This is a genomic window from Escherichia sp. Marseille-Q3837 (genome assembly GCF_916618735.1).
Lineage (GTDB): Bacteria > Pseudomonadota > Gammaproteobacteria > Enterobacterales > Enterobacteriaceae > Escherichia > Escherichia ruysiae.
This window is the reverse complement of sequence record NZ_CAKAKC010000001.1, coordinates 2,968,219-2,989,136: the sequence shown is the minus strand read 5'-3', so window position 1 is coordinate 2,989,136 and position 20,918 is coordinate 2,968,219. Positions and strand designations below refer to the sequence as shown.

Sequence of the window (20,918 nt, the reverse complement as noted above, 5' to 3'; positions counted from 1 at the left end):
GCATCGCGCCTGTGATTTTCCTTTTTAGTCGGTTTTACCATGTCAACAACACATAACGTCCCCCAGGGCGATCTGGTTTTACGAACTTTAGCCATGCCTGCCGATACCAATGCCAATGGTGACATCTTTGGTGGTTGGTTAATGTCGCAGATGGATATTGGTGGTGCCATTCTGGCAAAAGAAATTGCACACGGTCGCGTAGTAACCGTGCGGGTTGAAGGAATGACTTTCTTGCGGCCGGTTGCGGTCGGCGATGTAGTGTGCTGCTATGCACGCTGTGTCCAAAAAGGGACAACATCTGTCAGTATTAATATTGAAGTGTGGGTGAAAAAGGTGGCGTCTGAACCACTTGGGCAACGCTATAAAGCGACGGAAGCATTATTTAAGTATGTCGCTGTAGATCCTGAAGGAAAGCCTCGCGCCTTACCCGTTGAGTAATAGTCAAAAGCCTCCGGTCGGAGGCTTTTGACTTTTTACTTACTGAATTTCGGTGGTGCCGTTAATTTTAAACAGAATATTTACCACAATTCCACTTCCTGGCTTACCCGGCTCGTAACGCCATCTGCGCATCGCGTTTTTCACTTCGCGCTCAAACATGTTTGCGGGTTTGGCGGAAAGAATTTGTACGTTATCCACGCGACCATCCGGTGTAACGTCAAATTTAACTTTAACCTGCCCTTCAATGCGCAATGCCTGCGCACGCGCTGGATACTGCGGCTGATTGCGGCTTAATGCGCGTGGTCCTGAAGCCACACTAGTGACTGGTTTGCTGGTTGCAGCCGTTGCCGTGCTGGTGGTCGGGCGCGCTGGTGCCGTATTTTCAAACGGTGATGCCGGACGCGACTCCGCTGGTTTAACATCGCGCTTTGGCTGTTCCTGCACCTTTTTCACTGGCTTAGGTTTTGGCTTAGGTTTTGGCTTCGGCTTTTCAATGACCACCGGCGCTTCTTTTGGCGGTTCAGGTATCGGCTCAGGTTCCGGCTCTGGCTCTACCACCGGCTCCGGCGGCGGCTGAACGGCTTGTGGCGGTTCGAGATCCGCTGGCGCAACCATGGTGACAGAAATCGGCTGCGCGGGCGCAGGTAGTTCAATAACCTGATGTACCGAGGTATAGAGTAGACCCGCCACGACAGCACCGTGAATGCAGACTGAAAGTAACGTCGGCCAGGGGAAGCGGCGAGGTAAATCAAGGGTCATTGAAGTCATAATCATTTCAGTAGAAAAACCAGGCCTCAATTTTAAATGCAAATAGCAATCATATTCAATAACACAAAACGATCAGGATCAGTGAAAACGCAATTTTTGGCGTAATTGGCCTGACTTTATCCAGACTCTTAACAAAGACATCATCTTTCCGTTGCAGATCTTCGCCCTTTCAAATAACGTACTTTACAACTTTTCCGAACAAGGAGTTGTGCCCGTGTTGTATGTAATTTACGCTCAAGACAAAACCGATAGTCTCGAAAAACGTCTTTCCGTTCGTCCGGCACATTTAGCGCGTTTGCAGTTACTGCATGATGAAGGTCGTTTGCTGACTGCGGGACCAATGCCAGCAGTTGATAGCAATGATCCTGGTGCCGCAGGTTTTACAGGTTCGACGGTGATTGCTGAATTTGAATCTCTGGAAGCAGCGCAAGCATGGGCTGATGCCGATCCTTACGTGGCGGCTGGAGTGTATGAACACGTTTCAGTCAAGCCCTTTAAGAAAGTGTTCTGAATAGAGGCTCAACATCTTAGAACACGGTTTTAGCAACCGTGTTCTTGTTTGGCCTTTCCTTGTAGGTATGCCATCGCAGCCGCTATGACAAACAGATAATAACTTTATCTGTATTTCTTTATACGATGTCAGCATATTCAGGAAAAATGCCCCTCCCTGACAAGGTATTGCTCAATCAAATCCTTTGATTACTGCGGATAAAGTCATCTACTATTGTTTAACATATTCACGCGTCGCATGTATGCTCACATTATGTACGCGTAGAGATAATTAAACAAAATTGTGGTTACAGAGGTATCAGTGAGTCACTGGGCTACATTCAAGCAAACAGCAGTAAATTTATGGGTGACCCTGCGGCACGATATTATCGCGCTAGCCGTCTTTTTAAATGGATTGCTTATTTTTAAAACAATCTATGGTATGTCGGTCAATCTGCTCGATATTTTCCATATCCAGGCATTTTCGGAACTTGATCTCTCCTTGCTGGCCAATGCGCCGCTGTTTATGCTCGGCGTCTTTCTTGTTCTGAATTCGATCGGCTTGTTATTTCGAGCAAAACTGGCATGGGCAATCAGTATTATTTTGTTGTTGATTACGCTGATCTACACCTTGCATTTTTATCCCTGGCTGAAATTTAGTATTGGTTTTTGCATCTTTACGCTGGTGATTCTGCTGGTGCTGCGCAAAGACTTCTCACACAGTAGTGCCGCCGCCGGGACAATTTTTGCTTTTATTAGTTTTACGACGTTACTGTTTTACTCCACCTACGGCGCGCTGTATTTAAGTGAGGGTTTCAATCCGCGAATAGAGAGCCTGATGACTGCTTTCTATTTTTCGATAGAAACTATGTCAACCGTGGGCTATGGCGATATCGTTCCCGTGTCTGAATCGGCACGCCTGTTTACTATTTCAGTCATTATTTCCGGCATTACCGTTTTCGCCACCTCCATGACCTCTATTTTTGGTCCTCTTATCCGAGGAGGATTCAATAAACTTGTGAAAGGAAACAAGCATACGATGAATCGTAAAGATCACTTTATTGTTTGCGGTCACTCCATTCTGGCAATCAACACTATTCTGCAACTGAATCAACGCGGACAAAACGTGACTGTTATCAGCAATTTGCCAGAAGATGACATCAAACAACTTGAGCAACGATTAGGCGACAATGCTGATGTTATTCCCGGTGACAGCAATGACAGTTCGGTATTAAAAAAAGCGGGAATCGATCACTGTCGGGCTATTCTGGCGCTCAGTGATAACGATGCAGATAACGCTTTTGTCGTCCTGTCAGCCAAAGATATGAGCAAAGATGTCAAAACGGTGCTGGCCGTCAGCGATAGCAAAAACCTGAATAAAATTAAAATGGTACATCCGGACATCATTCTTTCGCCGCAGCTTTTTGGCAGCGAAATTCTGGCGCGGGTTTTAAATGGTGAAGAGATTAATAATGATATGCTCGTCTCAATGTTGCTGAACTCCGGGCATGGTATTTTCAGCGATGACGATGAAACGAAAACTGACAGTAATGAATCGGCGCAAAAATAGATTTAAAAGGCTGAAGGTAAACTTGCTGGGCACCGCAATGGTGCCCGGAACATTCAGATATTGTAGATCGCAAACAATAACGAGTTACGCTGTTTGTTTAGAATGCACTTCCTGATGCTGTGGATACGCATATTTCGGCGAGACTGCCCCTCAAGCCAACGCGATTTACGCCGGCTAGCCTGACGCTGCATACGCCAGCGTCCCACTTCCGTTCTACTCCGCTTCATGTTAACTACTCTATGCAATAACAGAATGGTCATTATACCCTCGCCCCCGACGCTGACTAGTGCTTTTCCCGCGTTTTTATTTGCCAGATGAATCCATATGCGTAAACTCATAACAATGCGCTTTCAAAAGGATTTCTAATCTATGACAACCGTTTATACGTTGGTGAGTTGGTTGGCCATTCTGGGATACTGGTTGCTCATTGCAGGCGTAACATTACGCATTCTAATGAAACGACGTGCAGTTCCCTCCGCCATGGCCTGGCTGTTAATCATTTATATTCTGCCTCTGGTCGGAATTATTGCCTATCTTGCAGTCGGCGAACTCCACTTAGGTAAACGCCGTGCCGAACGCGCCAGAGCGATGTGGCCTTCTACCGCTAAATGGCTTAACGATCTTAAAGCCTGTAAACATATCTTCGCAGAAGAAAACAGCAGTGTCGCCGGCCCGTTATTCAAGCTTTGCGAGCGTCGTCAGGGGATCGCCGGGGTCAAAGGAAATCAGCTACAACTGATGACCGAGTCTGATGATGTGATGCAGGCGTTAATCCGCGACATCCAGCTCGCCCGGCATAATATTGAGATGGTGTTTTATATCTGGCAACCCGGCGGTATGGCGGATCAGGTGGCTGAGTCACTGATGGCTGCAGCCCGACGCGGTATTCATTGCCGACTGATGCTCGATTCCGCCGGTAGCGTCGCGTTCTTCCGCAGTCCGTGGCCAGAACTGATGCGTAATGCCGGTATCGAAGTGGTCGAGTCCCTAAAAGTTAATCTGATGCGCGTATTTTTACGCCGTATGGATCTGCGCCAGCACCGCAAGATGATCATGATCGATAACTACATTGCCTATACCGGCAGTATGAATATGGTCGATCCGCGCTTCTTCAAACAGGATGCAGGTGTAGGACAATGGATTGACCTGATGGCGCGTATGGAAGGCCCCATCGCCACCGCGATGGGGATTATTTATTCCTGCGACTGGGAGATTGAAACCGGGAAACGTATTCTGCCACCGCCACCAGATGTCAATATTATGCCGTTTGAGCAGGCCAGCGGTCATACGATCCATACTATTGCTTCTGGCCCCGGCTTCCCGGAAGACCTGATTCACCAGGCATTACTGACTGCGGCTTATTCGGCGCGTGAATATTTGATCATGACGACGCCCTACTTCGTGCCCAGCGATGATTTGCTTCACGCTATTTGCACGGCAGCGCAACGTGGTGTTGATGTCAGTATTATCCTGCCACGTAAAAATGACTCAATGCTGGTTGGCTGGGCCAGCCGCGCGTTCTTTACTGAGCTGCTGGCCGCTGGGGTTAAAATTTATCAGTTTGAAGGCGGATTGCTGCATACCAAGAGCGTGCTGGTCGATGGCGAGTTAAGTCTGGTGGGCACCGTTAACCTCGATATGCGTAGTCTTTGGCTGAACTTTGAAATCACGCTGGCGATCGACGATAAAGGTTTTGGTGCTGACCTGGCCGCCGTTCAGGACGATTATATTTCACGCTCACGTTTACTTGATGCGCGGTTGTGGGCGAAACGACCACTCTGGCAACGCGTTGCCGAGCGACTGTTTTACTTCTTCAGTCCGTTGCTGTAAAACGTGGCCAACAGATGTTAAACGGGTAGTGACTATGGATATGGATTTAAACAATCGCCTGACCGAAGATGAAACACTTGAACAGGCCTATGATATTTTTCTCGAACTGGCCGCAGATAATCTCGATCCGGCTGATGTTCTGCTGTTCAATCTTCAGTTTGAAGAGCGCGGCGGCGCGGAGTTATTCGACCCGGCAGAAGACTGGCAAGAGCATGTTGATTTCGATTTAAACCCGGACTTTTTTGCCGAAGTGGTGATTGGCCTGGCGGACAGTGAAGATGGCGAAATTAACGATATTTTCGCCCGCATTCTGTTATGCCGCGAAAAAGATCACAAACTTTGCCATATTATCTGGCGAGAATAAATAATCGCTTTTGGCGTGATAAAGGGCTGACAGCTGTCAGCCCTTTTTGTTTTAAAGCGGATCGACTTTCAGGCAAGAAACGGCATGTCTGAAACTCCCCTCCAGCACAGGTCGCGTTTTGGCACACTCAGGACCGGCAATCGGGCAACGGGTACGGAAAACACAACCGGAAGGCGGGTTGATCGGCGACGGTAATTCCCCTTCCAGTAACTGAATAGATTTGTTCTTTTCCAGATCCGGGTCAGGAATGGGCACTGCCGACATCAATGCTTTGGTATAAGGATGCAGCGGATTATGGTAGACCTCATCATACGTTCCCAGTTCTACCGCATGTCCGAGATACATCACCAGCACGCGATCGGAAATGTGTTTTACCACGGCCAGATCGTGGGCGATAAAGATTAATGACAATCCCATCTCACGCTGCAATTGCTGGAGCAGGTTGACTACCTGCGCCTGAATTGACACATCCAGCGCCGACACCGGCTCATCGCAGATAATCAGCTTCGGTTCAAGAATAAGTGCACGAGCAATCCCGATACGCTGACACTGCCCGCCGGAGAACTCATGCGGATAACGGTTAATCAGATTGGGTAGCAAGCCGACTTTCATCATCATCGCCTTCACGCGCTCACGAACTTCCTGGCGTGACATTTTCGGATAGTAGGTGCGCAGCGGTTCAGCGATGATCTCACCGATGGTCATACGCGGGTTCAGCGATGCCAGCGGATCCTGAAAAATCATCTGGATATCACTACGAACGGCACGCCATTCATCGGGCTTCATTCCCAACAACTCTTTGCCTAACCAGGCAACACGACCGTCAGTAGCCTTGACCAAACCGATGATGGCACGAGCAAAGGTGGACTTACCGCATCCCGATTCTCCTACCACACCCAATGTTTCCCCTTCATACAAGCGAAGCGTGACACCATCGACCGCTTTCAGTGTTTTTGCGGGTTGCCAGAACCACTGTTTGCCATCTTTGATCTCAAAGTGCACTTTCAGGTCAGCGATTTCGAGGAGGACTTTTCTTCCTTCGGTTACAGCATTCATAACAGCTCCTCCACCGGTTTAAAGCAGGCACGCAGGCGACCAGGCGTAAACTCTTCCAGCGGCGGCGCACTACTACAAATCTCCATCGCATACGGACAACGTGGCTGGAACGGGCAACCTTTCGGTAAACGTAGCAGGTTTGGCGGATTACCGGGAATGGTCAACATGGTTTCACCTTCCGCATCAAGGCGCGGCACCGCATTGAGCAAACCGATAGAATAAGGATGAACGGGTTGATAAAAGACATCGCGCGCATTGCCATATTCCATCGTGCGCCCGGCGTACATCACCAGAACTTTGTCACAGATCCCCGCCACAACACCCAGATCGTGGGTGATCATAATGATGGCGGTATTAAATTCCCGCTTCAGTTCATTCAATAGCGTCATGATTTGCGCCTGTACGGTCACGTCCAGCGCGGTTGTCGGCTCATCGGCAATCAGCAGTTTAGGCCGACACAGCAACGCCATCGCAATCATGACGCGCTGACGCATCCCACCAGAAAATTCATGCGGGAACATCTTCATGCGTTTACGCGCTTCCGGCATTTTTACCGCATCGAGCATCCGCACTGACTCTTCAAACGCCTCAGCCTTGCTCATGCTTTTATGCAGCATCAGCACTTCCATCAACTGCTCACCAACGCGCATATAAGGGTTTAACGAGGTCATCGGATCCTGAAAAATCATCGAGATTTGTTCAGCGCGCAGTTTATTGAGTTCTCGCTCTGGAAGATTGAGGATTTCTCGCCCATTGAAGGTTGCCGCCCCGTCAATACGTCCGTTGGCAGCCAGAAGCCCCATTAAGGCAAACGCGGTTTGCGATTTACCCGAACCAGATTCACCAACGATACCCAGCGTTTCCCCAGCACGCAGTGAAAAATTCAAATCATTGACCGCCGTGACGTCGCCATCCGGTGTGCTAAAGGTGACACGCAAATCTTTCACGTTCAGTAGTGCGTCAGCCTGTTGTTGTGCGAGCGGCACAGTTGCAGTTTCAATTACGCTCATGGCTGCACTCCTTAACGATCTTTCGGGTCGAGGGCATCACGCAAGCCATCGCCGATAAAGTTGAAACAAAACAGCGTCACCACAAGGAATCCCGCAGGGAACAGCAGTAACCACGGAGAGACTTCCATCGAGTTCGCGCCATCGCTCAGCAATGCGCCCCAGCTGCTTAACGGCTCTTGTGTACCCAGCCCCAGGAAGCTTAAAAAGGATTCAAAGAGGATCATGCTGGGCACCAGTAGCGATGCATAGACCACTACAACACCAAGCACATTCGGCACAATGTGGCGAATAACAATACCGGGCGTAGATACACCGCCAACTTGTGCCGCCTCAATAAACTCTTTGCGCTTCAGACTCAGGGTTTGTCCACGCACAATACGCGCCATATCCAGCCAGGAAACCATGCCAATCGCTACAAAAATCAGCAGAATGTTTTGACCGAAAAAGGTCACCAGCAAAATGACGAAGAACATGAATGGGAAGGAGTTGAGGATTTCCAGCAGACGCATCATTACCGAATCCACTTTGCCGCCAAGATAACCAGAAAGCGAACCATAAAGTGTCCCCACAACCACTGCGACCAGTGCCGCAGCAACCCCGACCATGAGTGAGATACGTCCACCAATAGCAACGCGTACCAGCAAGTCGCGGCCAGATGAGTCAGTACCAAAGTAGTGACCGGATTCCATATCCGGGGCACTGGACATCATCGCCCAGTCGGTATCGTCATAGGCAAACTGCGAAAGCATTGGTGCCAGGATAACAAATAACGCGATCAGTACCAGCACTATCAGACTGGCGACCGCCGCACGGTTATGCATAAAACGTCGACGTGCGTCCTGCCACAAGCTGCGCCCTTCGACCTCCAGCTTCTCACTGAAATTTTCCAGCGCCTCGCTGTTTTTCTTACTTAACATCATCGCGAGCTCCAGTATCAGTAACGGATTTTCGGGTCGATAACCGCATATAGCACATCGACAATGGCATTAAACAAAATGGTTAATGCACCAACCAGAATGGTCAGGCTTAACACCAATGAATAGTCACGGTTCAATGCGCCATTAACGAACAATTGCCCGATCCCCGGCAAACCATAAATGGTTTCGATGACCATAGAACCGGTAATAATGCCGACAAATGCGGGTCCCATATAGGAGAGCACGGGTAGCAGAGCAGGTTTTAATGCGTGGCGAAGGATGATCCTGCGCATAGGTAAACCTTTCGCGCGGGCAGTACGAATAAAGTTAGAATGCAAAACTTCAATCATCGAACCACGGGTAATGCGCGCAATACTGGCGATATAAGCGAGAGACAATGCCACCATCGGCAATATCATGAATTTCAGCGCCCCGCCATTCCAGCCACCGCCTGGTAGCCAATGCAAAATGATCGCAAATATCATGACTAATAATGGCGCAACCACAAAACTGGGGATAACCACCCCGGTCATTGCCAGCCCCATCACGGTATAGTCCCATTTGGTGTTTTGTTTTAATGCGGCAATAACGCCAGCACTAACACCCAGCACTACCGCAAGTATAAACGCGGCTGCCCCCAATTTTGCAGAAACAGGAAAACTGGATGCTACCAGGTCATTGACCGAATAATCTTTATATTTAAAAGACGGACCGAAATCGCCATGCGCCAGTTGTTTCAGGTAGCTGAAATACTGTGTCATGATCGGATCATTAAGATGATATTTCGCTTCGATATTGGCCATCACTTCTGGCGGTAACGTCCGTTCACCAGTGAACGGACTTCCTGGCGCCAGACGCATCATAAAGAACGAAATAGTAATCAGAATAAATAGCGTCGGAATCGCTTCCAGACAGCGACGTAGAATAAATTTTAACATTGCCGTACCTTCTGGCCAGTGCCTTCTATAATGCGATAAAAATCAGACACCGTGGAGCAAGTTCCCCTGCCCCACGTATTGCCATTAGTGCTTCACAATGTACATATTTCTGGTGTAGGTATTATCCAGCGGATCTTTGCCGGTATACCCCCCAACCCACGGTTTCACCAGACGCGCGTTCACATAGTAATAAACCGGAACAATGGCCGAATCTTTATCCAGCTGCTGTTCTGCTTTGGTGTACAGCGCAGTGCGTTGCGCCTCGTCAGTCGCTTTCAGCGTTTCCGCCATAATGCTGTCAAAGGCCGGGCTCTTATAATGCGCGGTATTCATCGAACTGTTCGACAGCATGGTGTTCAGGAAGGATGTTGGTTCGTTATAGTCAGCACACCAGCCTGCACGAGCCACATCAAAAGTTCCCTGGTGACGGGTATCGAGGAAGGTTTTCCACTCCTGGTTAACCAGTTTGACGTTTACACCAATGTTTTTCTTCCACAGTGAAGAGGCGGCAATCGCCAGCTTTTTATGCAGATCGGACGTGTTATATAGCAGGTTAATGGTCAACGGTTTGTCTGCGGTATAGCCCGCTTCAGCCAGCAGCTTTTTCGCTTCTTCGTTACGTTTTTCCTGACTCCAGCCAAACCATTCCGGTTGAGTTAATTTTGCACCATCTGTGTAAGGAGGAGTGTAACCATAGGCGGGCATATCGCCCTGTGCTTTCACTTTATTAACGATGATATCGCGATCCATACCCAGTTTCAGTGCGGTACGCACACGCACGTCGTTGAATGGCGGTTTCTGATTGTTAATTTCGTAATAGTAGGTGCACAAATACGGATCGACGTGAACCTCGTCCGGGATCTCTTTTTTAAGCTTCTGGAACAGCTCGATCGGCATGTTGTTATAGGTCATATCGATTTCGCCGCTGCGATAGCGGTTAACATCGGTGACTTCAGAAGCAATCGGCAAATAGGTGACTTGGTTAATGACGGTTTTCGCGTTGTTCCAGTAGGTCGGGCTGCGCTCAAGAACGATACGTTCGTTAACGACCCAATCTTTTAAGGTATAGGCACCGTTGGTGACAATATTTCCTGGCTGGGTCCATTTCTCGCCGAATTTCTCAATAGCGGCTTTTGGCACCGGAGAAGTCGATGGGTGAACCAGTAATTTATAGAAATACGGAACAGGCTCACTCAATGTGACTTCTAAAGTGTGGTCATCGACGGCTTTCACGCCGAGATCGGTAATCGGTTTTTTCCCTTCGAGAATTTCATCAATACCGGCGATATGCCCATATTGTAGATAACTGGCATAGGGAGAAGCGGTGTTCGGATCAACAGAACGTTGCCAACTGTATACAAAGTCCTGCGCAGTGACTGGCGTGCCGTCGGACCATTTTGCATCTTTACGCAGATGGAATGTCCAGACTTTGGCATCTTTATTATCCCAGGACTCCGCGACGCCAGGCGCCGGGTGACCATCGAGATCGCTGACCAGCAAGCCTTCAAACAGGTCGCGACTGATATTAGACTCCGGAACCCCTTCAATTTTGTGCGGATCTAATGACTGAACTTCAGAACCATTGTTACGCACCAGCGTTTGTTTTTCTGCGAGCTGAACACCAGCGGGTACATCAGCCGCCAGCGCAACATTCCCTGCCATAAGCGCAGCCAGAACGCCTGCTGCTACTAAACTTCTCTTGGTGATGTTGGTCATTGTTTTTGGACTCCCTCATTATAATTACTGGCTTTAACCAGCATGTGTAATCCCGGGTTGGGACCCTGGACAGATTCGGAGACTTTCTGCTGCCAGGTTGATATATCGTTACGCTTTGCTATCACCGACTTTATTTATTCTGGCGATTCGAACGACCACCTTACGTCGGTTCCTACTGTGTCTCCCCTGTCGAGACACATTTACTATTTAATGCAGCAATTTTTATTGTTAATTATTCTCATTACCAAAAAAATCGCCTGACGGTTGGCCGGAAAGTATCAAATGCGCTTCTTGCCCGCCAATACATTTTGCAAAATTGTTAAGCAATTCTCTTTTACTGACCGCGCCAATATCTAAAGACTTCATCAGATTGCCAATAAAACAATTTAAAAACAATAAGATAAAACCTCGTAAAGCAAGTCTGTTTTTTCTGGTTGCTGTCACGATAGAGAAATATACAATAACTTAACAAAAGGTCATTATTTAGCACATTCCTCTGCCAAATGCAGTGGAATTACTAATATCATTTCAATTATTCTTCAGCAAGACCCAGGATTATGATGTCGCGAAAATAACATGATGAGGAGGATGGCGGGGTAAGGATATTCTTATAACTGGCTGTAATATGAGGAAAAATATTTATCTATTTCGTTTGCTTTTGATAACTGTGCTGGGCAAAAGTAAAAATAATGCCGAAAAAACGGAGCACCATGGCTCCGTTTCGTATGAAAGAAATTAATTGAGCAGACCAGGGAAAATCCCTTTGATTCCATTAACAATAAATTCAATCCCTAATGCCATCAGCAGCAACCCCATAATACGAGTAATCACGTTTATACCGGTCTGGCGCAGAACTCGCACCAGCCAGGGTGCCATGCGGAATAAGCCCCAGCAACATAAAGCAAACAATGCAATTGCCACAAAAAAGCCGAACAGATAACCAATGCTGTGATAACGCGTTCCCCAAACGATAGTTGAACTGATCGCCCCTGGCCCTGCCATCAAAGGCAATGCGAGCGGTACAACGCCGATGCTTTCTCGAATTGCGGTTTCTGATTTCTCTTGTTTGTTCTGTTTATCCTCACCAAGCTTACCGCTGATCATCGACATCGCAATTGTAACCACCAGTATGCCGCCCGCGATGCGGAACGAATCAATCGATATTCCAAAAAGTTGCAGAATCGTGTCGCCGAGAAAAAGCGAGATCCACAAGATAATCGCTACCGACAGGTTGGCAGTCAGATTTGTTTTGTTTCTCGCTGCCGCAGTCTGATAGCTGGTCATACTGATGAACACGGGGATAATCCCAACCGGGTTAACCAGCGCAAATAACCCGATGAAAAATTTAAAGTAAACGGGAAAATCAAAGAGTGTCTGAATCACGGTTAGCTCCGAAGCAAAAGCCGGATAATGTTAGCCATAAGCAAAGGTAAAAAAATACGCGCTGACAATACGCCTTTTGGCAGCATTTTTCACCTCCTAACCGCTTAAAATTACTATCATTCATTATTGTTATCTAGTCGTGCAAAACATGCTAATGTAGCCAACAATAAATACTACAATTTATTAACTATTAGCTTTTATAGCTAAAAGCGGAGCTGAAAGGTGTCAGCTTTGCGGAATTTTGATCTAGATCACGTAATCAGTACCCAGAAGTGAGTAATCTTGCTTACGCCACCTGGAAGTGACGCATTAGAGATTAGTCTCTCTAATGTTTAAACTCTTTTAGTAAATCACAGTGAGTGTGAGCGCGAGTAAGCTTTTGATTTTCATAGGTTAAGCAAATCATCACCACACTGACTATACTCTCGTATTCGAGCAGATGATTTACTAAAAAAGTTTAACATTATCAGGAGAGCATTATGGCTGTTACTAATGTCGCTGAACTTAACGCACTCGTAGAGCGTGTAAAAAAAGCCCAGCGTGAATATGCCAGTTTCACTCAAGAGCAAGTTGATAAAATCTTCCGCGCCGCCGCTCTGGCTGCCGCAGATGCTCGAATCCCACTCGCGAAAATGGCCGTTGCCGAATCCGGCATGGGTATCGTCGAAGATAAAGTAATTAAAAACCACTTTGCTTCTGAATATATCTACAACGCCTATAAAGATGAAAAAACCTGTGGTGTTCTGTCTGAAGACGACACTTTCGGTACTATCACTATCGCTGAACCAATCGGTATTATCTGCGGTATCGTTCCAACGACTAACCCGACTTCAACTGCAATCTTCAAATCGCTGATCAGCCTGAAGACCCGTAACGCTATTATCTTCTCTCCGCACCCGCGTGCAAAAGATGCAACCAACAAAGCTGCTGATATCGTTCTGCAGGCTGCTATCGCTGCTGGTGCACCGAAAGATCTGATTGGCTGGATCGATCAACCTTCTGTTGAACTGTCCAACGCGCTGATGCACCACCCTGATATTAACCTGATCCTCGCGACTGGTGGTCCGGGCATGGTTAAAGCAGCATACAGCTCCGGTAAACCGGCAATCGGTGTAGGTGCTGGTAACACTCCGGTTGTTATCGATGAAACCGCAGATATCAAACGTGCAGTTGCATCCGTATTGATGTCCAAAACCTTCGACAACGGCGTAATCTGTGCTTCTGAACAGTCTGTTGTTGTTGTTGACTCTGTTTATGACGCTGTACGCGAACGTTTCGCTACCCACGGCGGTTACATGCTGCAGGGTAAAGAGCTGAAAGCCGTTCAGGACGTTATCCTGAAAAACGGAGCACTGAACGCAGCTATCGTTGGTCAACCGGCTTATAAAATTGCTGAACTGGCGGGCTTCTCTGTACCAGAAAACACTAAGATTCTGATTGGTGAAGTGACCGTTGTTGATGAAAGCGAACCGTTCGCACATGAAAAACTGTCCCCGACGCTGGCAATGTACCGTGCAAAAGATTTCGAAGACGCGGTAGAGAAAGCAGAGAAACTGGTTGCCATGGGCGGTATCGGTCATACTTCTTGCCTGTACACCGACCAGGATAACCAACCGGCTCGCGTTGCCTACTTCGGTCAGAAAATGAAAACTGCCCGTATCCTGATCAACACCCCGGCTTCTCAGGGTGGTATCGGTGACCTGTATAACTTCAAACTCGCACCTTCCCTGACTCTGGGTTGTGGTTCCTGGGGTGGTAACTCCATCTCTGAAAACGTTGGTCCGAAACACTTGATCAACAAGAAAACCGTTGCTAAGCGAGCTGAAAACATGTTGTGGCACAAACTTCCGAAATCTATCTACTTCCGCCGTGGCTCACTGCCAATCGCGCTGGATGAAGTGATTACTGATGGCCACAAACGTGCGCTCATCGTGACTGACCGCTTCCTGTTCAACAACGGTTATGCCGACCAGATTACTTCTGTACTGAAAGCTGCCGGCGTTGAAACCGAAGTCTTCTTTGAAGTTGAAGCTGACCCGACACTGAGCATCGTTCGTAAAGGTGCAGAACTGGCAAACTCCTTCAAGCCAGACGTGATCATCGCGCTGGGTGGTGGTTCCCCGATGGACGCCGCGAAAATCATGTGGGTTATGTACGAGCATCCGGAAACCCACTTTGAAGAACTGGCGCTGCGCTTTATGGATATCCGTAAACGTATCTACAAGTTCCCGAAAATGGGCGTGAAAGCGAAAATGATCGCCGTCACCACCACTTCCGGTACGGGTTCTGAAGTGACTCCGTTTGCGGTTGTAACCGACGATGCAACAGGTCAGAAATATCCGCTGGCAGACTATGCACTGACCCCGGATATGGCGATTGTTGACGCCAACCTGGTTATGGATATGCCGAAGTCCCTGTGTGCTTTCGGTGGTCTGGACGCAGTCACTCACGCCATGGAAGCTTATGTTTCTGTACTGGCATCTGAGTTCTCTGATGGTCAGGCTCTGCAGGCGCTGAAACTGCTCAAAGAATATCTGCCAGCGTCTTACCACGAAGGGGCTAAAAACCCGGTAGCGCGTGAACGTGTTCACAGTGCAGCTACTATCGCGGGTATCGCGTTTGCGAACGCCTTCCTGGGTGTATGTCACTCAATGGCGCACAAACTGGGCTCCCAGTTCCATATTCCGCACGGTCTGGCCAACGCCCTGCTGATTTGTAACGTTATCCGCTACAACGCGAATGACAACCCGACCAAGCAGACTGCATTCAGCCAGTACGATCGTCCACAGGCTCGTCGTCGTTATGCTGAAATCGCAGACCATCTGGGTCTGAGCGCACCGGGTGACCGTACTGCTGCGAAGATCGAGAAACTGCTGGCATGGCTGGAAACGCTGAAAGCAGAACTGGGTATTCCGAAATCTATCCGTGAGGCTGGCGTTCAGGAAGCTGACTTCCTGGCGAACGTAGATAAACTGTCTGAAGATGCATTCGATGACCAGTGCACCGGCGCTAACCCGCGTTACCCGCTGATCTCCGAGCTGAAACAGATTCTGCTTGATACCTACTATGGTCGTGATTACGTAGAAGGAGCACCAGCAGCAAAGGAAGCAGCTCCAGCTAAAGCAGAGAAAAAAGCGAAGAAATCCGCTTAATCAGTAACTCTGTACATCCTCATAAACGGTCCCTTTTGGGGCCGTTTTTTTGTTTTCGCTACACGCTATACAAAGTCAAATAACCCAACTGCATTAGTATGCTCATATATACTGTTATCTAATGCGCACTAACCGCGATAACCTGAAAATGACTCAACATCGTAGATGACGAAGCACTAAATCGTTCTATTACGTTTTAGCGATGGTTAGGAGCAGAGAAAGGATTATGGTTCGGAAGAAGTTAGTAAAACGAACTGACAGGATAAAGGCCTCGATTCATCCTGTCAGTAAAGAAAATCTTATTAATCGTGTTGATGTCTTTCTTGAATAGCCGTCAAAGAACCGACTTCTAACGCTTCTTTATAGTGTTTACGGCAAACCGAGACGTAACGCTCATTACCACCAATAACCACCTGTTCGCCTTCGTTATAAGGCCTACCCGCTTGATCAAGACGTAGCACCATGCTTGCTTTACGACCACAAAAGCAGATAGTTTTTAATTCGACCAGTTTGTCTGACCATGCCAGTAAGTATTGACTGCCGGTAAATAATTCACCGCGAAAATCTGTACGTAAGCCATAACAAAGTACGGGTATATCGAGTTGATCGACAACCTCCGATAATTCATATACTTGTTGTCTGGTTAAAAACTGGCATTCATCAACCAATACACAATGAATTGCCTGTTGTTCATGTTCCGCACGAATCTCATCAAATAATGATGAATTTTGGTTAAATAATTTTGCCGGAGATGACAAACCTATACGCGAGCTGACTTTCCCTGCCCCGAAACGATCGTCAATTTCCGCCGTATATACGACAGTCCGCATACCGCGTTCCTGGTAATTGTATGAAGATTGCAGCAATGCCGTAGACTTACCCGCGTTCATTGCGGAATAGTAGAAATATAGCTGTGCCATCAGCCACAGGCCCTCAATGATATGAAATAAAGTTGGCTGAAGTTTATCATAATTCGCCAGTTTTACAGCGCAACAGTACACGCAGAAGAGCGTATATACATCATTCCTTAAGAAGGATGACATAATCCTTCAGAGCTATCATTGTGTCTGTATTGCTTGTTATAACCGCGTAAATGACTCCTGGTAACTATTCACAATCTTTAACTTGTTGCACAAGTAATAACCCTCTGTTGACCTCCAGGATACGGCAATACGAAGTCCCTGCACTTATTGCGACTGTTCTTCTTTTCATCATTCTCTTAATAGCGGATTTTTTGTAAACATGACTAATACCGAAGAGTAAAAGACGTCAGCGCGTGTTAATCCCTACATAAAATGTGACATGAATCAGGAAGTTTTAACCTTAGATGATGCGAAATCATCGGTGCAAATAGGGCTATATGCCGCATCTTTTCTGGCTAATTTTATGAAAAGATATTTATTGGTGGCACAAAATAAAGAACAATTTTGAATTCCTTACATTCCTGGCTATTGCACAACTGAATTTAAGGCTCTATTATTACCTCAACAAACCACCCCAATATAAGTTTGAGATTACTACAATGAGCGAAGCACTTAAAATTCTGAACAACATCCGTACTCTTCGTGCGCAAGCAAGAGAATGTACACTTGAAACGCTGGAAGAAATGCTGGAAAAATTAGAAGTAGTTGTTAACGAGCGTCGCGAAGAAGAAAGTGCGGCTGCTGCTGAAGTTGAAGAACGCACTCGTAAACTGCAACAATATCGTGAAATGCTGATCGCTGACGGTATCGACCCGAACGAACTGCTGAATAGCATGGCTGCTGTTAAATCTGGCACCAAAGCTAAACGCGCACAGCGTCCAGCTAAATATAGCTACGTTGACGAGAACGGCGAAACCAAAACCTGGACTGGTCAGGGTCGTACTCCGGCTGTAATCAAAAAAGCAATGGATGAGCAAGGTAAATCCCTCGACGATTTCCTGATCAAGTAATAATCTTTTTTAGATTACGCTCGCTTAAAATCCCGCCATTGGCGGGATTTTTTATTGTCCGTTTTAAGACTATCCAATAAGAATAAGCTATAAAAAAACGGCATTGATAACTCAATGCCGTTTCGTAGAAAACACCGCTATTGGTGTTACTTCTTAATGCCCATCTCTTCTTCAAGCCAGGCTTTAAATTCAGCACCCAGCGAGTTGTGACGAATACCGTATTCAACGAAAGCCTGCATGTAACCTAATTTATTACCGCAGTCATGGCTCTTCCCTTTCATGTGATAGGCTTCAACCGTTTCTTTTTCGATCAGCATATCAATAGCATCGGTAAGTTGAATTTCATCGCCTGCTCCCGGAGGAGTTTTTGCCAGCAGCGGCCAAATATCGGCGCTAAGTACGTAACGACCAACAATAGCGAGATTAGACGGCGCAACATCCGCTTTTGGTTTTTCAACCACGCCAACCATAGGTACGCTTTCACCCGGCGCTAATTCAACGCCTTTGCAATCCACAACACCGTATGCAGTCACATCAGCAACAGGCTCAACCATGATCTGACTATGGCCAGTTTCATCAAAGCGGCGGATCATCTCTGCGAGGTTATCCTGCGACAAATCGGATTCATATTCATCCAGAATAACGTCAGGCAAAATAACAGCCACAGGTTCATCACCAACTACCGGGTGAGCACACAATACTGCGTGCCCTAAACCTTTCGCCAGCCCCTGACGAACTTGCATAATAGTCACGTGCGGCGGGCAAATAGACTGCACTTCATCAAGCAGCTGACGTTTTACACGTTTTTCCAGCATTGCTTCCAGTTCAAAACTGGTATCAAAGTGGTTTTCAATAGAGTTTTTCGATGAGTGAGTAACCAGCACAATTTCAGTAATACCCGCCGCAATACATTCATTCACGACGTATTGAATTAATGGCTTATCGACAAGCGGTAGCATCTCTTTCGGGATAGCTTTCGTCGCCGGCAACATCCTGGTTCCTAATCCCGCTACGGGGATAACGGCTTTTTTGACTTTCGTGTTAATGGCAGCCATTTAAATTCTCCTGGACTGTTCGTGTATTGAACGTGTTCATATTTCTGTATCACATCCCAGTATATCAGTACCCTGGCGACGCCTGGTTCCGAAAAGGAAGCGAGTTAACATAATTAAGACAATTACTTATACGAATGGCGACGATAGTACCACCAGCAGACATTAGCAGGTAATGCAATTTTATCCCAAATTATCGTTTGCTCAATTCGCAGACAGCATCAAACGTAGCCTTCCACCAGCGCCCCAAATTTGGCATTGCCAGGCATCACATCTCTGACTCAATTGATTCAAATAAGTGTTGCCTAATGTTCCTAACGGAACGCCATTACTGATTTGAATCTGGTGTTCACCCGCATTCAACGTCGCATTCAAGCCTGCGGATACCAGAATGAGATTTTTTAATTCACGATGATAATAGCCGACTAATAGAGGAAACTGACCAGGCAGATTGGCCTGGCGTAGTAAATGGTTTACCTGCTTCAATAACGCGCCTAACTCAGGCAAAGGTTGATTCTGGTGCGCAAGCTGTTCCTGTAATAAGCCATTAAACAACGCACGTAATAACAAGGCTGCAAGGACGCCATTATGTCCAGCACGGGTTACATCAAGGCAATAAAAAGCCAGATCGTTTTCCGAAAGTGCAGCAATATCAAGTACCAGACCAGGTTTATCAACAGCAACGAGTTGGCGATAATTAACCCGGCAATGGGAAATCTCCTGCTGAACCGGTGGTTGTAATTCTTGCAATAATTTCGCGGCAGCTGTCGGATTATCGACCATTGCATCCCAATCGCGAAAAAGCCTTTCTTCTTCCTCAACCCTGGAGTTAAACATGCTGGGATACAGACAAGCAAAAACCATCTCGCGCAAGCGATTAAGATCTTTAACTGGTTTCAGCAAAACATCTTCCACACCCAGCCGTAATGCTTTCGCAATATCTGCCATATTTTCCGTAGCAGAAATCACCAGAACCGGGGTTTGGTCTCCCCGGTTGCGTATATGTTCCAGCAGTTTTAAGCCGTTCATTCTTGGCATTGCAATATCACATATCATCAGATCGGGTGTAAAACCTCCCAGTAGCTCAAGGGCATCCACCCCATCAGCCGCCAGTACTGTTGTTGCTCCCAATGAGGAAAACCATGAATCCAGAAGCGAGCGAAAGACTGGCTCATCTTCAACTATGAGAATCTGTTTTCCGACCAATGGCTGCGTCATGTTCTCTCCCCTGACTGGCTTTATTCAATAGTGACATGCTATTGCCATCAGTGCCTGTCAGAATTAACTTAAGTGTAGATAAAAAATCAGGTCAAAACGTTGGTTCGAACCAGCGGTAAAAGTTCATCCATTTTCTTCTCTACCGCTAATTGTCCTGCCGCAATGGCAGCATTTGCACGATGAAAATCCAGAGTGGATATCTGCGGGCATAAAGGTTGAATCAGAATATCAGGCGGATCCCCAGCCATACGGTTTCGTTTAAGACGGTTTTCCAGCACCTGGATAGACGTGGTCATAATCTCTGTTGCGGTTGGCGCAGTCACTGCCCGACGTGCCGTTATACTGCCTAATCGTTCTTTCAGACGCGCATGCCACGGGAGAGGATCGTCGTTCTCGCCATTATCTTCACTGACATTAAATGAAAGGAGATCTTGTTGCATTAAATGAGCATCGTGCTGCAGATCGACCGCAATCACAATATCAGCGCCCATCGCACGCGTGAGGGAAATAGGAATCGGATTAACAACTGCGCCATCAACCAGCCAATAGCCGTTATGAGCGACCGGCGCCATCAGGCCGGGGATGCTGCATGATGCACGAATAGCAAGATGGAGATCGCCTTCGGTAAACCAGAGTTCTCGCCCCGTGCTTAAATTAGTGGCAACCGCAGCGAAACGGCGTGAACAATTTTCGATCTCTGTTTCCGGCATTATTTCGCGGTACTGGTTGAACACACGCTCACCGCGCAACAATCCACCACGCTGCCAGGAAAGATCCATCAGCCGTAAAACATCCCAATAGCTAAAAGAGGTAACCCACTGTTCAAGCGCGGTCAGGCGATCGCATGCAAAAGCAGCGCCCACCAGCGAACCGATTGAACATCCAGCGACGATATCTATTTCAATGCCCATTTTTTTAAGCGCGTTAATGACGCCAATATGCGACCATCCTCGCGCCGCGCCAGATCCTAGCGCCAGCCCTATTTTTATCTTTCTCATTGTTCCTGAAGGCTTCCCCTGGAATGCAGCCGTAGCCACATCGCTACTGCTCGGTTAACATAGTGCTACGCAGGCGATTAATACGC

The 20,918-nt window shown here is 47.4% G+C and carries 20 protein-coding genes; 7 read left to right on the top strand and 13 right to left on the bottom strand.

Going from position 1 to position 20,918, the window contains the following annotated elements; translation table 11 throughout:
* Positions 1–39 precede the first annotated feature (39 nt).
* On the top strand, positions 40–438 hold the full coding sequence (gene yciA / locus LG381_RS14265) for an acyl-CoA thioester hydrolase YciA (RefSeq protein WP_000108165.1): 399 nt from the start codon (positions 40–42) through the stop codon (positions 436–438).
* Between the two features lie 39 nt (positions 439–477).
* Here yciA and tonB read toward each other — a convergent pair whose 3' ends face one another.
* Positions 478–1,197 (bottom strand): TonB system transport protein TonB, encoded by a 720-nt coding sequence (gene tonB / locus LG381_RS14260; protein ID WP_024212522.1) that lies wholly within the window; start codon positions 1,195–1,197, stop codon positions 478–480.
* 223 nt (positions 1,198–1,420) lie between these two features.
* Here tonB and LG381_RS14255 point away from each other — a divergent pair, with 223 nt between their 5' ends.
* Positions 1,421–1,717, top strand: a complete 297-nt coding sequence (locus LG381_RS14255; RefSeq protein WP_072648419.1) for a YciI family protein — start codon at positions 1,421–1,423, stop codon at positions 1,715–1,717.
* Positions 1,718–2,017: 300 nt separating this feature from the next.
* A complete protein-coding gene (kch, locus tag LG381_RS14250; RefSeq protein WP_024212520.1) occupies positions 2,018–3,265 on the top strand; it encodes a voltage-gated potassium channel protein in 1,248 nt (415 codons plus the stop codon).
* Positions 3,266–3,318: 53 nt separating this feature from the next.
* Here kch and LG381_RS14245 read toward each other — a convergent pair whose 3' ends face one another.
* A complete protein-coding gene (locus tag LG381_RS14245) occupies positions 3,319–3,492 on the bottom strand; it encodes a YciY family protein (protein ID WP_001309467.1) in 174 nt (57 codons plus the stop codon).
* Between the two features lie 142 nt (positions 3,493–3,634).
* Here LG381_RS14245 and cls point away from each other — a divergent pair, with 142 nt between their 5' ends.
* A complete protein-coding gene (cls, locus tag LG381_RS14240; RefSeq protein WP_000214525.1) occupies positions 3,635–5,095 on the top strand; it encodes a cardiolipin synthase in 1,461 nt (486 codons plus the stop codon).
* A gap of 34 nt (positions 5,096–5,129) precedes the next feature.
* A complete protein-coding gene (locus LG381_RS14235) occupies positions 5,130–5,459 on the top strand; it encodes an HI1450 family dsDNA-mimic protein (RefSeq protein ID WP_000366958.1) in 330 nt (109 codons plus the stop codon).
* Positions 5,460–5,510: 51 nt separating this feature from the next.
* On the opposite strand, the gene oppF is transcribed toward LG381_RS14235, so the two are convergent.
* The 7 genes from oppF to ychE all read right to left on the bottom strand — a co-directional run bounded on the left by oppF (position 5,511) and on the right by ychE (position 12,479).
* The gene (gene oppF / locus LG381_RS14230; protein WP_222679622.1) at positions 5,511–6,515 is read right to left on the bottom strand and encodes a murein tripeptide/oligopeptide ABC transporter ATP-binding protein OppF; all 1,005 of its coding nucleotides are present in this window, start codon (positions 6,513–6,515) and stop codon (positions 5,511–5,513) included.
* Positions 6,512–7,525: a murein tripeptide/oligopeptide ABC transporter ATP-binding protein OppD gene (oppD, locus tag LG381_RS14225; RefSeq protein WP_225762560.1), complete on the bottom strand. Its 1,014-nt coding sequence runs from the start codon at positions 7,523–7,525 to the stop codon at positions 6,512–6,514. The genes oppF and oppD overlap by 4 nt, the downstream gene beginning before the upstream one ends.
* A gap of 11 nt (positions 7,526–7,536) precedes the next feature.
* Positions 7,537–8,445 (bottom strand): oligopeptide ABC transporter permease OppC, encoded by a 909-nt coding sequence (gene oppC / locus LG381_RS14220; protein ID WP_225762559.1) that lies wholly within the window; start codon positions 8,443–8,445, stop codon positions 7,537–7,539.
* Between the two features lie 14 nt (positions 8,446–8,459).
* Positions 8,460–9,380, bottom strand: coding sequence for an oligopeptide ABC transporter permease OppB (gene oppB, locus LG381_RS14215; RefSeq protein WP_000911117.1), 921 nt, complete (start codon positions 9,378–9,380; stop codon positions 8,460–8,462).
* 84 nt (positions 9,381–9,464) lie between these two features.
* Positions 9,465–11,096, bottom strand: a complete 1,632-nt coding sequence (oppA, locus tag LG381_RS14210; protein ID WP_000182038.1) for an oligopeptide ABC transporter substrate-binding protein OppA — start codon at positions 11,094–11,096, stop codon at positions 9,465–9,467.
* Between the two features lie 228 nt (positions 11,097–11,324).
* The gene (locus LG381_RS14205) at positions 11,325–11,462 is read right to left on the bottom strand and encodes a hypothetical protein (RefSeq protein WP_157941585.1); all 138 of its coding nucleotides are present in this window, start codon (positions 11,460–11,462) and stop codon (positions 11,325–11,327) included.
* A gap of 369 nt (positions 11,463–11,831) precedes the next feature.
* Positions 11,832–12,479 carry an NAAT family transporter YchE gene (gene ychE / locus LG381_RS14200; RefSeq protein ID WP_000616769.1) on the bottom strand — a complete coding sequence of 216 codons (648 nt, stop codon included), beginning with the start codon at positions 12,477–12,479 and terminating at the stop codon, positions 11,832–11,834.
* A 479-nt stretch (positions 12,480–12,958) separates the two neighbouring features.
* Here ychE and adhE point away from each other — a divergent pair, with 479 nt between their 5' ends.
* A complete protein-coding gene (gene adhE, locus LG381_RS14195; protein WP_000301666.1) occupies positions 12,959–15,631 on the top strand; it encodes a bifunctional acetaldehyde-CoA/alcohol dehydrogenase in 2,673 nt (890 codons plus the stop codon).
* Between the two features lie 302 nt (positions 15,632–15,933).
* Here adhE and tdk read toward each other — a convergent pair whose 3' ends face one another.
* The gene (tdk, locus tag LG381_RS14190) at positions 15,934–16,551 is read right to left on the bottom strand and encodes a thymidine kinase (RefSeq protein WP_024165082.1); all 618 of its coding nucleotides are present in this window, start codon (positions 16,549–16,551) and stop codon (positions 15,934–15,936) included.
* Positions 16,552–17,153: 602 nt separating this feature from the next.
* On the opposite strand from tdk, the gene hns reads away from it, so the two are divergent.
* Entirely contained in the window at positions 17,154–17,564 is a 411-nt protein-coding gene (gene hns / locus LG381_RS14185; RefSeq protein ID WP_001287384.1) for a histone-like nucleoid-structuring protein H-NS, read from the top strand.
* Positions 17,565–17,710: 146 nt separating this feature from the next.
* On the opposite strand, the gene galU is transcribed toward hns, so the two are convergent.
* The 3 genes from galU to rssA all read right to left on the bottom strand — a co-directional run bounded on the left by galU (position 17,711) and on the right by rssA (position 20,832).
* Complete coding sequence (gene galU / locus LG381_RS14180; protein ID WP_222679619.1) at positions 17,711–18,619, bottom strand: UTP--glucose-1-phosphate uridylyltransferase GalU; 909 nt, start codon at positions 18,617–18,619, stop codon at positions 17,711–17,713.
* Between the two features lie 201 nt (positions 18,620–18,820).
* Positions 18,821–19,834 (bottom strand): two-component system response regulator RssB, encoded by a 1,014-nt coding sequence (gene rssB / locus LG381_RS14175; protein WP_000193438.1) that lies wholly within the window; start codon positions 19,832–19,834, stop codon positions 18,821–18,823.
* 86 nt (positions 19,835–19,920) lie between these two features.
* The gene (gene rssA, locus LG381_RS14170; protein WP_010344798.1) at positions 19,921–20,832 is read right to left on the bottom strand and encodes a patatin-like phospholipase RssA; all 912 of its coding nucleotides are present in this window, start codon (positions 20,830–20,832) and stop codon (positions 19,921–19,923) included.
* Between the last annotated feature and the right edge of the window lie 86 nt (positions 20,833–20,918).